Source organism: Variovorax sp. JS1663 (assembly GCF_002157355.1).
GTDB lineage: Bacteria > Pseudomonadota > Gammaproteobacteria > Burkholderiales > Burkholderiaceae_C > Variovorax.
Window position 1 is genome coordinate 1 of record NZ_LYMK01000045.1, and the last position, 12265, is coordinate 12265.

10 protein-coding genes and 1 pseudogene are annotated in these 12265 nt (G+C 70.6%); 6 read left to right on the top strand and 5 right to left on the bottom strand.

Going from position 1 to position 12265, the window contains the following annotated elements; genetic code table 11:
• The 5 genes and pseudogenes from A8M77_RS27930 to A8M77_RS27950 form a co-directional block, all read right to left on the bottom strand.
• A pseudogene (locus A8M77_RS27930) lies at positions 1-104 on the bottom strand (superoxide dismutase [Fe]); the annotation flags it as partial.
• A 44-nt stretch (positions 105-148) separates the two neighbouring features.
• On the bottom strand, positions 149-817 hold the full coding sequence (locus A8M77_RS27935; protein WP_086924729.1) for a helix-turn-helix transcriptional regulator: 669 nt from the start codon (positions 815-817) through the stop codon (positions 149-151).
• A gap of 34 nt (positions 818-851) precedes the next feature.
• On the bottom strand, positions 852-2312 hold the full coding sequence (locus A8M77_RS27940; RefSeq protein WP_238137000.1) for an efflux transporter outer membrane subunit: 1461 nt from the start codon (positions 2310-2312) through the stop codon (positions 852-854).
• A complete protein-coding gene (locus tag A8M77_RS27945; protein WP_086924730.1) occupies positions 2309-5398 on the bottom strand; it encodes a MexW/MexI family multidrug efflux RND transporter permease subunit in 3090 nt (1029 codons plus the stop codon). Before A8M77_RS27945 ends, A8M77_RS27940 begins: the two co-directional genes overlap by 4 nt.
• Complete coding sequence (locus tag A8M77_RS27950) at positions 5395-6510, bottom strand: efflux RND transporter periplasmic adaptor subunit (protein ID WP_086924731.1); 1116 nt, start codon at positions 6508-6510, stop codon at positions 5395-5397. The genes A8M77_RS27945 and A8M77_RS27950 overlap by 4 nt, the downstream gene beginning before the upstream one ends.
• Before the next feature lie 365 nt (positions 6511-6875).
• Between A8M77_RS27950 and kdpF the strand changes: the two genes are divergently transcribed.
• The 6 genes from kdpF to A8M77_RS36510 all read left to right on the top strand — a co-directional run bounded on the left by kdpF (position 6876) and on the right by A8M77_RS36510 (position 12255).
• Positions 6876-6974, top strand: a complete 99-nt coding sequence (gene kdpF, locus A8M77_RS27955; protein WP_086924732.1) for a K(+)-transporting ATPase subunit F — start codon at positions 6876-6878, stop codon at positions 6972-6974.
• A gap of 135 nt (positions 6975-7109) precedes the next feature.
• On the top strand, positions 7110-8912 hold the full coding sequence (gene kdpA / locus A8M77_RS27960; RefSeq protein WP_086924733.1) for a potassium-transporting ATPase subunit KdpA: 1803 nt from the start codon (positions 7110-7112) through the stop codon (positions 8910-8912).
• A gap of 11 nt (positions 8913-8923) precedes the next feature.
• Positions 8924-11176, top strand: coding sequence for a potassium-transporting ATPase subunit KdpB (kdpB, locus tag A8M77_RS27965; protein ID WP_238137001.1), 2253 nt, complete (start codon positions 8924-8926; stop codon positions 11174-11176).
• Positions 11177-11186: 10 nt separating this feature from the next.
• A complete protein-coding gene (gene kdpC / locus A8M77_RS27970) occupies positions 11187-11759 on the top strand; it encodes a potassium-transporting ATPase subunit KdpC (protein WP_086924734.1) in 573 nt (190 codons plus the stop codon).
• Positions 11760-11771: 12 nt separating this feature from the next.
• Complete coding sequence (locus A8M77_RS27975) at positions 11772-12128, top strand: hypothetical protein (RefSeq protein WP_086924735.1); 357 nt, start codon at positions 11772-11774, stop codon at positions 12126-12128.
• Entirely contained in the window at positions 12118-12255 is a 138-nt protein-coding gene (locus tag A8M77_RS36510) for a hypothetical protein (protein ID WP_192871693.1), read from the top strand. The genes A8M77_RS27975 and A8M77_RS36510 overlap by 11 nt, the downstream gene beginning before the upstream one ends.
• Positions 12256-12265 lie beyond the last annotated feature (10 nt).

The window sequence follows — 12265 nt, forward strand, 5'->3', positions numbered from 1 at the left end:
TAGGCGTTGTGGTGCTTGCCGTAGTGGTACTCCAGCGTTTCCTTGGAGTACTCGGGGGCCAGCGCGTCCAGGGGGTATGGAAGGGGTGGGAGGGTGTGTTCCATGGGGTTTCCTTTCTTGGTGGGTGGTGGGGGAACGGGAAATCCGGTCAGGCGCGGGCGCGGGGCCGCACCGCGTAGGCGCAGCGCCGCGCGCCCGCAAGCACGTGCTCGACGCGGCTGACCTCGACGTCGGGGCCGAGCACTTCGCCGAAGAGCTGCAGCTCGCTGCGGCAGAAGCCGGTGCAGGCGCGTGCGGCGGTGCAGATGGGGCAGTGGTTCTCGATGAAGAGGTAGCCCTCGCCCTCGGGCCGGAACTCGGCCATGTAGCCTTCGCGGCTGCGCACTTCGGCCAGCCGCGCCAGGCGCGTCTTGAGGCTGCGCGCGCCGCGCATCGCGTCCTGGTAGGCGGCGCGCATGGCGTCCTCGCGCGCGCCGATCAGGCGGTCCATGCCCTCCTGGCCGAAGACGCTGATGACGGCACCGATCATCTGCACCGTCATCTCGGCATGGGTGTCGGGGAAGCGGGCATGGCCCTCGCGGGTCAGGTGCCAGATCTGGGTCGGCCGGCCGCGGCCGGCGGCGCGGGATTCCGCCTCGACCAGGCCGTCGGCCTGCAGCCGCGCCATCTGCTGGCGCACCGCCTCGACGCTGACGCCGAGCAGCTTCGCCAGGTCGGGAATGCCCAGCGTGCCCCGGGTCTTGAGCAGGGACAGGATGCGCTCGGCCGGCTGGTGCGGCACCGGCAGCCAGGACGGGGTGTCGTCGGGCGCGGACATGGTTCTCGTGGGGGTGGGACTCAGGAAGCGATTGTCAGCTCGCGGGACCGCTCGCGGCCGGTGCCTGTGCAGCCGCGGCGTCGGATGGCGCTTCCCATCCACCGCCCAGCGCCTTGTAGAGCGCGACCAGGCTGGTGTAGGAGGCCGTCTCGGCCTCGGCCACCGCCTCCTGCGCGCGCAGCAGCGTGCGGTCGGCATCGAGCACCGTCAGGTACGGCGCCGCGCCTTCGCGGTAGCGCACCGCCGCCAGCTCGGCAGCGCGCCGGCTCTGCGTGGCGGCCTGCGCCAGCTGCTGCAGCCGCGCCTGGTTCTGGCCGTGGCTGGCGAGCGCGCCTTCCACTTCCTCGATGGCGCGCAGCACGGCCTGTTCGTACGCGGCCCGTTCGCCCTCGCTGCGCGCCTCGGCGCCGCGCAGGCGCGCGCGGGCCGAGCCCAGGCGCAGCGCGGGCCAGCGCAGGCCTGGCGTGACGCTGAAGGCGCGGCTGGCGGAACTGCCGAGGTCGGCGCCGCGCAGGGCGACGAAGCCGATGAAGGCGTTCAGGTCCACGCGCGGGTAGAGCTCCGCGGTCGCGGCGCCGACATCGGCCGTGCTGGCCGCGAGGCTGCGCTCGGCGCGCAGCACGTCGGGCCGGCGCGCCAGCAGCGTGCGCAGGTCGCCGAGCGGCAGGCGCTTGGCCAGCGGCTGCAGCGGCCGGGGCGCGATCAGCGGCTCCAGCTCGGCGGGGCGCAGGCCGGCGAGCACCGCGACCCGGTAGGCCGCCAGCCGGCGCGCGGTCTCCAGCGCGGGCAGCTGTGCCTCGGTGGTGGCGAGGTTGGCCTCGGCGCTGGCCAGGTCGCCCTCCAGGCCGCGGCCGGTGCGCACCTGCGCCTGCGTCACGCGCAGGCCGGCGCGCAGGCTGTCCAGCGTGCCGCGCGTGATCGCGATGCGCTGCTCGGCGCCGCGCATCTCGTAGTACTGGCGCGCCAGCTCGGCCACCGCGACGATGCGCACCTGAGCGAGGTCGGCGGCGCTGGCCTGGGCGCGTGCGTCGGCGGCCTCGGAGAGGCGGCGCAGGCGGCCGAAGAGGTCGATCTCCCAGGCGGCGTCGAAGCCCGCGCGGCTGCTCTCGGCCAGGGTGCGGGCTTCGGGCGGCTGGCCGTTGCCCTGGGCGATGCTGCGCGTGCGCTCGGCGCCGAAGGTGACGGCCGGCCAGCGCTCGAGCGCGGCCTCGTCGGTGACGGCGCGCGCCTCGGCCAACCGGGCCTGGGCGATGCGGATGTCGTGGTTGTGGGCCAGTGCGCGCTCGATCAGGGCATCGAGCTGCAGGTCCTCGAGCTGGCGCCACCAGTCGCGCTGCACCGCGTCGCTGGAGAACAGCGACTGCTCGGGCGCGGCGATCGCGACCGGCTCTACAGGGGGCGCGGCGTAGCGGGGGCCGACAGCGCAGCCGGCCAGCAGCAGCGCGAGCGCCGGCAGAAGAAAAGCGAATCGCGTCGGCATCGTGTCGGTCCTCATGCGCGTTCTCCCACCGGCAGCAGCTCGGCCAGCTCCGCCGCGCGCTGCGAGGCGCCGGCCGCTCGGTGGTCGCGCGCCAGCAGCGTGTACATCGTGGGCAGCACGAACAGCGTGAACAGCGTGCCCACCAGCATGCCGACCACGATCACCAGGCCGATGCTGAAGCGGCTGTTGGCACCCGCGCCGCTGGCGAACAGCAGCGGCACCAGGCCCACCACCATCGCGGCGGTGGTCATCAGGATGGGCCGTAGCCGGATGCGTGCCGCCTCCTCGATGGCCGTGCGCCGGTCGAGGCCCCTGTGCACCTGGATCTCGTTGGCGAACTCCACCATCAGGATGCCGTGCTTGCTGATGAGCCCGATCAGCGTCACCAGCCCGATCTGCGTGTAGATGTTGATGGTGCCGAAACCCAGCGCCAGCGGCACCAGCGCGCCGCAGATCGACATCGGCACGCTGATCAGGATGATCAGCGGATCGCGCAGGCTCTCGTACTGCGCCGCCAGCACCAGGTAGATCACCACGATGGCGAACACGAAGGCCATCACCAGCGCCGAGCCCTCCTGCGTGAACTGCCGCGCGTCCGACTGCCAGTCGTAGCTGAAGCCGGCCGGCAGCTTCTTCGCCTCTTCGCTCAGGAAGGCCACCGCGTCGCCCATGGTCACGCCCGGCATCGGAATGGCCTGGAAGGTGGCCGCATTGAGCTGGTTGAACTGCGTGAGCTTGTTGGGGCCCACGCTGGTCGAGAGCTGCACCAGGTTGGCCAGCGGCACGGGCTGGCCGCTCGCGCTCTTCACGAAGTAGCGCGAGAGCGCCTCGGCCGTCAGCCGCTGCTCGCGCGGCGACTGCGGAATCACGTCGTACGAGCGGCCGTCCATGCCGAAGCGGTTGACGTAGTTCTCGCCCACCAGCACCGCGAGCGTGTCGCCGATGGACTTCATCGTCACGCCCAGGCTGTTGGCCTTGGTGCGGTCCACGCGGATCTCCACCGTGGGGTTGTTGAACTCCAGGTCGCTGTCGACGACGGCGAACCTGCCGCTGTCGCGCGCCGACTTCTTCAGCGCCTCCATGGCCTCGAACACGGTGCGGTGGTCGCCCGCGCTGCGGATCACCATCTGCACCGGCAGCCCGCCGGTCGAGCCCGGCAGCGAGGGCAGCTGGAACGCGAAGACGCTGCTGCCTTCCACCTCGTTCATGCGGCCCTGCGTGTCGGCCTGGATCTGGTCGGCATCGCGCTGGCGGTCCTTCCAGTCGGACAGCTGCACGCCGCCGATGCTGTTCGACACGCCGTCCGAGCCGTTGATGAGCCAGCGGCCCGTGTTCTCGGGCAGCGCGGCAAACACCTCGTCCCACTTCTTGCCGAACTTCTCGACGTAGTCGATGTTGGCGTGCTGCGGCGACTTGATGGCGGTCAGCACCATGGCCTGGTCTTCGCCCGGGGCCAGCTCCCGCTGCGCCGCGTTGTAGAGAAAAGGCAGGCTCACCAGCACCAGCGCCGCGAACGCGCCGCTGGCCCAGCGGTGGTGCAGCGACACGTCGAGCAGCCGGCCGTAGCCCGTGGCGAGCCGATGGAAGAAGGCCTCGGCGGCGCGCGCCATGCGGCTGCCCGTGGTGTCCTGCGGCAGCAGGAACGAGCTCATCACCGGCGACAGCGTGAGCGCGATCACGCCCGACACCACCACCGCGCCCGCCAGCGTGAAGGCGAACTCCTTGAAGAGCGAGCCCGTGAGGCCGCCCATGAGGCCGATGGGCGCGTACACCGCCGCGAGCGTGAGCGTCATCGCGATCACCGGGCCGGCCACTTCGCGCGCGCCGATCAACGCGGCCTGCACGCGCGACCTGCCTTCCTCGATGTGGCGGTGCACGTTCTCCACCACCACGATGGCGTCGTCCACCACCAGCCCGATGGCCAGCACCATCGCCAGCAGCGTCAGCAGGTTGATGCTGAAGCCGAACAGCAGCATCAGCGCAGCCGCGCCCAGCATCGACAGCGGAATCGTCACCACCGGAATGAGCACCGCGCGCACCGAGCCCAGGCACAGGAAGATCACGATCACCACGATGGCGATGGCTTCGAGCAGCGTGTGCCGCACCTCGTCGATGGAGGCCTCGATGAAGCGCGCCAGCTCGAAGGGCAACTGCACTTCCACGCCCGGCGGCAGGTTCTGCTGGATGCCGGGCAGCAGCTCGCGGATGCGCTTCACGATCACCAGCGGGTTGCCGTTGGGTGCCGACTGCAGGCCGAGGTAGATGGCGGGCACGCCGTCCATCGTCGCGCTGCTGTCGGCGCTGGCCGCGCCCAGCTCCACCGTGGCCACGTCGCCCAGGCGCACGATGGCGTCGCCGTCGCGCTTGATCACCATGTCGCGGAACTCCGCCACGTTCACCAGGTCGGTGTTCACGCGGATGTTCGACACCACGTACAGGCCCTTCACCTGTCCGGGCGCGGCCTGCACGTTGTTCTGGCGCAGCGCGTCGGCCAGCTCGCCGGCCGAGATGCCGCGCGCGGCCATGCGGTTCGGGTCGAGCCACACGCGCATCGCCAGCGTCTGCCCGCCCGACACCTCGACGCCGGACACGCCGGTGATGGAGGCGAACTGCGGCTGCACCACGCGCGAGAGGTAGTCGGTGAGCGCCGGCATCGGCATCGTCTTGCTGGAAAAGCCGACGTACGCCACGGCCGTGGCCTCGCCCGAGGACTTCAGGATCACCGGATCGAATGCTTCGGCCGGCAGCCGGTACTTCACCTGGCTGACCTGCGCCATCGCCTGCGTGAGCGCCTGGTTCGCATCGGCATTGAGCTTCATGCGCACACTGATCACGCTGCGGCCCAGCGTGGAAGACGAGGACAGGTAGTCGACGTTCTCGATGGTCGCCACCGCCTGCGCGATCGGTTGCGTGACGAAGCCCTGCATCAGCTCCGGCGAGGCGCCGGGGTACTGCGTGGTGATGGTGAGCGTGGTGCTCTCCGTCAGCGGGTATTGCCGCACCGGCAGGTCGCCCAGCGCACGCGCGCCGAGCAGCAGGATGAGCGTGCTCACCACCAGCGCCAGCACCGGCCGGCGCACGAACAGGTCGGTGAACTTCATGAGCGGCGCTCCTGCGCCGCGGCCAGCGTGTCCTTGTCGTTGGGCTGCACCGGCGCGCCGTTGTAGAGCCGCAGCTGACCCGAGGTCACGACCCGGTCGCCGGCCTTCAGGCCGTGCTCGATCACCACGGTGCCGTCCTGCCGGTCGCCGGCCTTCACGAACACCTGTTCGGCCTTGAAGCTGCCGGCCGTCTCGCCGGGCCGGAGAACGAAGACGGAGTCGCCGTGCGTGCTGTAGCTGATCGCCGTCTCGGGCACCACGATCGCATCGGGCCGCGGCGGCAGCGCCACCCGGCCGCTCACGTACATGCCGGCGCCGAGCGCGGCGTCGGCGTTGTCCACCGTGGCCTGCAGGCGCACGGTCCGGGTGTCGCCGCCGATCTGCGGCTCGATCGCGCTCAGGCGGGCCTCGAAGACCCGGCCCGGCCAGGCATCGGCCTGGAGCAGCACGGCCTGGTTCTGCTTCAGCATCGGCAGCGCGGTCTCGGGCAGCGTGAGGTTGGCGTAGAGCGTGCGGCTGTCGGTCAGCGAGACGAGGGCGTCACCGGCCCGCACGAACTGGCCCAGGTGCACCTTGCGCAGGCCCAGCTTGCCGTCGAAGGGCGCCTTGATGCGCTTCTGATCGATCAGTGCCTGCAGGCGCCGCAGCTCGCCGCTCGCCGCATCGAAGCCGGCCTGCGCCTGCTCCAGCTGTTCCTGCGTGGCGGCCTGCTGCGGCAGCAGGCGGCGGGTGCGTTCCAGCAGGGCCTTGGCATTCGCGCGCTGGGCCTGCAGCCGTTCCAGGTCGCCCTGCTCGGGCGCGTCGTTGAGCTGCACCAGCGGCTGGCCGGCGCGGACCTCGGCCCCGGGGCTGAAGAGGATCTTCGCGACCCGCCCCTCCACCTCCGCCGGCACCTCGACCTGGCGGTGCGCCTCCAGCGCCCCGATGCCCGCCAGGTAGCGCGGCCGCTCGGTCTGCGAGGCGGTGGCCACCGCCACCTTGGCCGGCGGCATCGCGCCGCCGCCACCACCGCCGTCGGCCGGCTTGGCCCGCGCCATCAGCGCATAGCCGGCGGCTGCCGCGGCCAGTGCGGCGAGGCCGGCGGCCAGCCATGTTCTTGTTCTGGGGTTCATGACAGTCCTGCTATTAATCAAAGAAAGAACTTTGATTATTGGAGGGCTGCCGCCGGGCTGTCGAGAAGCGCTCCGCTATGCCCTGCATAGGCCGGGGCTATCACGCCGCCTGGCGCGCAGGCAGCAGGTAGACGTCCGGTCCCGGGTCCTTGTGGCAGCGCGGCGCTTTTACGCTTTCTTTACGGCCGCTCCCCGACTCTGTTCCCCATCTTTATGTGCGTCTCGCGAGACTGCCTGCCTATGCATTGCATGCAGGAGTGACAGATGGATTTCGTATGGATCGCCGCGATCGCGGTGTTGTGGGTCGTCATGGCCGAGGCCGTGCTCGGGCTGGTGAAGCTCGACGCGCCCAAGGGAGAGCCCAAGTGATCGGCCTCGGTGTGCTCTATGGATTCGCAGGCCTCCTGGCCGTGATCCTGTTCGCCTACCTCGTCTTCGCGCTGATCTGCGCCGAGGAATTCTGATGACCAAGCTCTCCCCCAGGCTCCCCCACTTCGTGTGGTCCGCCAACCCCCTCGCCGGGGGCAACACCAGCGGCCCGGCAAAGCCGGCTCCGCGGTGTTCGCTGGCGAAGGCATTCCACTGCGGAGGCTGCATCCATGAATAGCTCTGCCTGGACCTTGCTGGGTCTTTTCCTGGTGACGTTGTTCCTGCTCGCCTGGCCGCTCGGCCGCTGGCTGGCCGCGTTGTGCGAGGGGCGGCTGCCGCGCTGGATGCAGCGCGCGGAGGCGCCGCTCTACCGCCTGGCCGGCGTGGAGGAGGAGCGCTCCATGCATTGGCGCAGCTACGCGCTCGCGCTGCTGGCCTTCAACGCCATCGGCGCGCTGGCCGTCTATGGCCTGCAGCGGCTGCAGCACCTGCTGCCGCTCAACCCGGCCGGCATGGGCGCGGTGTCGCCCGACTCGGCCTTCAACACCGCGGTGAGCTTCGTCTCCAACACCAACTGGCAGGGCTATGCCGGCGAGTCGACGATGAGCTACCTGACGCAGATGCTCGGCCTGTCGGTGCAGAACTTCCTCTCGGCCGCCACCGGCATCGCGGTCGCCTTCGCGCTCGCGCGCGGCTTCGCGGCGCGCAACACGGATGGGCGCGGCTTCGTCGGCAACTTCTGGGTCGACATGACGCGCATCACCGCCTGGCTGCTGGTGCCGCTGTCCTTCGTGATCGCGCTGCTGCTGGTGGGGCAGGGCGTGATCCAGAACTTCGACGCCTACAAGACGGTGACGACCATCGAGGCCACCGCCTACCAGAACCCCAAGCTCGACGCCGCCGGCCAGCCGCTGAAGGACGCGGCCGGCAACGCGGTGACGGAAGACGCGAGCACCACCACCCAGACCCTGGCCATGGGCCCGGTCGCCTCGCAGGAGGCGATCAAGATGCTGGGCACCAACGGCGGCGGCTTCTTCAACGCCAACTCGGCGCACTCCTACGAGAACCCGACGGCGCTCTCGAACTTCGTGCAGATGCTGGCCATCTTCCTGATCCCGGCCGCGCTGTGCTTCGCCTTCGGCCGCGTGGTCGGCGACCAGCGCCAAGGCATCGCGATCCTGGCCGCGATGACGGTGATGTTCGTGCTCGCTGTGGTCGCGGTGATCCCGGCGGAGCAGGCGGGCAACCCGCTGCTGCCACCGCTGGGCGTGGACCAGGCCGCCAGCGCCGTGCAGGCCGGCGGCAACATGGAAGGCAAGGAAGTGCGCTTCGGCATCGCCGCCTCGGGTCTGTTCGCGGCCATCACCACCGCGGCTTCCTGCGGCGCGGTGATCAGCATGCACGACTCCTTCACCCCGCTGGGCGGCATGGTGCCGCTGGTGCTGATGCAGCTCGGCGAAGTGGTGTTCGGTGGCGTCGGCACGGGCCTCTACGGCATGCTGATCTTCGCCGTGCTCGCGGTCTTCATCGCTGGCCTGATGATCGGGCGCACGCCCGAGTACCTGGGCAAGAAGATCGAGGTCCACGAGATGAAGCTGACCTCGATCGCCATCCTGATCACGCCGATCCTGGTGCTCGCCGGTACCGCCGTCGCGGTGATCGCCGACGCCGGCAAGGCGGGCATCGCCAACCCGGGCGCACATGGCTTCTCCGAGATCCTCTATGCCTTCACCTCGGCCGGCAACAACAACGGCAGCGCCTTCGCCGGCCTGTCGGCCAACACACCCTTCTACAACGCCCTGCTCGGCGTGGCGATGTGGATCGGCCGCTTCGGCGTGATCGTGCCGGTGCTCGCCATCGCGGGTTCGCTGGCCGCCAAGAAGCGCCTGCCGGTCACGGCCGGCACCATGCCCACGCACGGCCCGCTGTTCGTGGTGCTGCTGATCGGCACCGTGCTGCTGGTCGGCCTGCTCAACTACGTGCCGGCGCTGGCCCTGGGCCCGATCGTCGAGCACCTGATCCTTTGGAAATGAGGCCCGAGGCCATGAAGAAGAATCCCTCCCCCGTCGCGGCGATCGGCGAGCCCACCGAGGCCGCGCTGACCGCCGATGCCAAGGCCCTGGCGCGCAGGAAGAAGCACCTGGGTCTGTTCGATGCCGAGCTGGTGCGGCCCGCGCTGTGGGCCTCCGTCGCCAAGCTGGACCCGCGGGTGCAGTGGCGCAACCCGGTGATGTTCATCGTCTACATCGGCAGCATCCTCACCACGCTGCTGTGGGTGCATGCGCTGAGCTTTCCGGGCGACACCGGCATGCAGCCCGGGTTCGTGCTGTCGATCTCCATCTGGTTGTGGTTCACCGTGCTATTCGCCAACTTCGCGGAGGCGCTGGCGGAAGGCCGCAGCAAGGCGCAGGCGGCTTCGCTGCGCGGCCTGCGCAAGGACACCTGGGCCAAGAAACTGGTGGAGCCGTACCACGGCGGCAAGTCTTTCGCCGCCGGGCCGCCCCAAGGCGAAAGAGCCCCCTCGGGGGGCAGCGCAGCACACGCAGTGGCAAGCGTGGGGGCCTGGTTACCGCAGCAGGCGCCGGAGCTGCGCCGCGGCGACGTGGTGCTGGTGGAAGCGCACGACGTCATCCCGCTGGATGGCGAGGTGATCGAAGGCGTGGCCTCGGTCGACGAGAGCGCCATCACCGGCGAATCGGCACCCGTGGTGCGCGAATCGGGCGGCGACTTCTCGGCCGTCACCGGCGGCACGCGCGTGCTGTCGGACTGGCTGGTGGTGCGCATCACGGTCAACCCGGGCGAGTCCTTCCTCGACCGGATGATCGGCATGGTCGAGGCCGCCAAGCGCCAGAAGACGCCCAACGAGATCGCCCTGACCATCCTGCTGGTGGCGCTGACGCTGGTGTTCCTGATGGTCACCGTCACGCTGCTGCCGTACTCGATCTTCAGCGTCGACGCGATGAAGGCCGGCACCGTGGTGTCGCTCACCGCGCTGGTCGCGCTGCTGGTGTGCCTGATCCCCACCACCATCGGCGGCCTGCTGTCGGCCGTGGGCGTGGCCGGCATGAGCCGCATGATGCAGGCCAACGTGATCGCCACCTCGGGCCGTGCGGTGGAGGCCGCCGGCGACGTGGACGTGCTGCTGCTGGACAAGACCGGCACCATCACCCTGGGCAACCGCCAGGCCAGTGCCTTCCTGGCCGCGCCCGGCGTGCAGCAGCAGCGGCTGGCGCGCATCGCGCTGCTGGCCTCGCTGCCCGACGAAACGCCCGAGGGCCGCAGCATCGTCGAATTGGCGCGCCGCGGCGGTGCCGACGACAAGAGCGTGGAAGGCGCGCATTTCGTGCCTTTCACCGCCCAGACCCGCATGAGCGGTGTGGACCTGCCGGCCGCGCCGGGCAGCCTGGATGGGGAGCCGGTGCAGCTGCGCAAGGGCGCGGTCGACGCGGTGCGCCGGCACGTGGAGGCGCATGGCGGTGCGATGCCGCCCGAGGTGATGCGCGCGGCCGACGAAGTCTCGCGCCGCGGCAGCACGCCGCTGGCGGTGGCCGAGGGGAACCGGGTGCTCGGCGTGGTCGAGCTCAAGGACATCGTCAAGCCCGACATCCGCGAGCGCTTCGCCGAGCTGCGCAGCATGGGCATCCGCACGGTGATGATCACCGGCGACAACAAGCTCACCGCCGCGGCGATCGCGGCCGAGGCCGGCGTGGACGACTTCCTGGCCGAGGCCACGCCCGAGGACAAGCTGGCGCTGATCCGCCAGTACCAGTCCGAGGGCCGCCTGGTCGCGATGACCGGCGACGGCACCAACGATGCGCCGGCGCTCGCGCAGGCCGACGTGGCGGTGGCCATGGGCAGCGGCACGCAGGCGGCCAAGGAGGCCGGCAACATGGTCGACCTGGACTCCAACCCGACCAAGCTGCTGGAAGTGGTGGAGACCGGCAAGGCGCTGCTGATGACGCGCGGCTCGCTCACCACCTTCTCCATCGCCAACGACGTGGCGAAGTACTTCGCCATCATCCCGGCGATCTTCGTCTCGACCTATCCGCAGCTCGCGGCGCTCAACGTGATGCGGCTGGCGAGCCCCTCGTCGGCCATCCTGTCGGCGGTGATCTTCAACGCGCTGGTCATCGTCTTCCTGATCCCGCTCGCGCTGAAGGGCGTGCGCTACCGCCCGGTGGGCGCGGCCGCGCTGCTGCGCCGCAACCTCGCGATCTACGGCCTGGGCGGCCTGCTCGTGCCCTTCGTCGGCATCAAGCTGATCGACAGGCTGCTGGTCGCGATCCACCTTGTCTGAAGAAATCACCATGACCAAGACCCTCCGTCCCGCCCTCGTGCTCTTCGTGCTGCTGAGCGCGCTGACCGGGCTGCTCTATCCGATGGCCGTGACCGGCGCCGCGCAGGCGCTGTTCCCGGCGCAGGCCGAAGGCAGCCTCGTGATGCGCGGCGGCAAGCCGGTCGGCTCCTCGCTGATCGGCCAGAACTTCAGCGACCCCGGCCACTTCTGGGGCCGCCCCTCGGCCACTGCGCCCATGGCCTACAACGCGAGCGCGTCGGGCGGCAGCAACCAGGGCCCGCTCAACCCGGCGCTGGCCGATGCGGTCAAGGGCCGCGTCGAGGCGCTGCGCGCGGCCGATCCCGGCAATGACAAGCCGGTGCCGGTGGACCTGGTCACCGCCTCGGCCAGCGGCCTGGATCCGCACATCAGCCCCGCCGCGGCCGAGTACCAGGCCGCGCGCGTGGCCCGGGCGCGCAAGCTCACGCCCGACCACGTGGCGCAGCTGATCGAGGACCACACCGAGACCCCGCTGTGGGGCCTGCTCGGCGAGCCGCGCGTGAACGTGCTCGCGCTCAACCTGGCGCTGGACGCCGCCCGCTGAGGAGTCCGATCCATGGCCTATGCAGGCTATCGAGAACCGGGGCTGGGCGGCATGGCGGTGCGCGCCGCCGGCCGTGCCGACACCTTCCACGTGCTCGACGTCACTGTCGCCTGCGCCGATGCGCGGCGCGTGCGCGAGGCGGTGGCGCGCTGCCCGCTGGCCGGCGTGGTGCGCTGCGAGCCGCTGCTGCATGGCTGCAGTTCGCAGGAGGACGACGCGCCGCGCGTGCGCCTGATGGTGCGGCTGCCGCTGTCGAGCTATGCCGCGGTGCTGCACGGGCTGATCGAGACCGTGCCCTCGGGCGAGATCGGCCGGCTGATAGGCTGGCGCGAACACCTGGCCCGCTGCGTGTCGCGCCATGGCCGATGAAGTGCTCCACGCGCTGTGCGCGCTCGCGGCCTTCTTCCTGCCGCTCGGCTTCGCCTGGCTCGTCGTGTGGCGCGGCACGCGCCGGCATGCATCGCGCCGCCGCCGTGGAGAGCGTCCGATGCGCTAACCTGCGGCGT

What these genes read in the sequence shown, in the direction of transcription:
- A8M77_RS27935 (WP_086924729.1), bottom strand. Translation starts at nt 817, where the DNA reads ATGTCCGCGCCCGACGACACCCCGTCCTGGCTGCCGGTGCCGCACCAG.
- A8M77_RS27940 (WP_238137000.1), bottom strand. Translation starts at nt 2,312, where the DNA reads ATGAGGACCGACACGATGCCGACGCGATTCGCTTTTCTTCTGCCGGCG.
- A8M77_RS27945 (WP_086924730.1), bottom strand. Translation starts at nt 5,398, where the DNA reads ATGAAGTTCACCGACCTGTTCGTGCGCCGGCCGGTGCTGGCGCTGGTG.
- A8M77_RS27950 (WP_086924731.1), bottom strand. Translation starts at nt 6,510, where the DNA reads ATGAACCCCAGAACAAGAACATGGCTGGCCGCCGGCCTCGCCGCACTG.
- kdpA (WP_086924733.1), top strand. Translation starts at nt 7,110, where the DNA reads ATGAATAGCTCTGCCTGGACCTTGCTGGGTCTTTTCCTGGTGACGTTG.
- kdpB (WP_238137001.1), top strand. Translation starts at nt 8,924, where the DNA reads ATGAAGAAGAATCCCTCCCCCGTCGCGGCGATCGGCGAGCCCACCGAG.
- kdpC (WP_086924734.1), top strand. Translation starts at nt 11,187, where the DNA reads ATGACCAAGACCCTCCGTCCCGCCCTCGTGCTCTTCGTGCTGCTGAGC.
- A8M77_RS27975 (WP_086924735.1), top strand. Translation starts at nt 11,772, where the DNA reads ATGGCCTATGCAGGCTATCGAGAACCGGGGCTGGGCGGCATGGCGGTG.
- A8M77_RS36510 (WP_192871693.1), top strand. Translation starts at nt 12,118, where the DNA reads ATGGCCGATGAAGTGCTCCACGCGCTGTGCGCGCTCGCGGCCTTCTTC.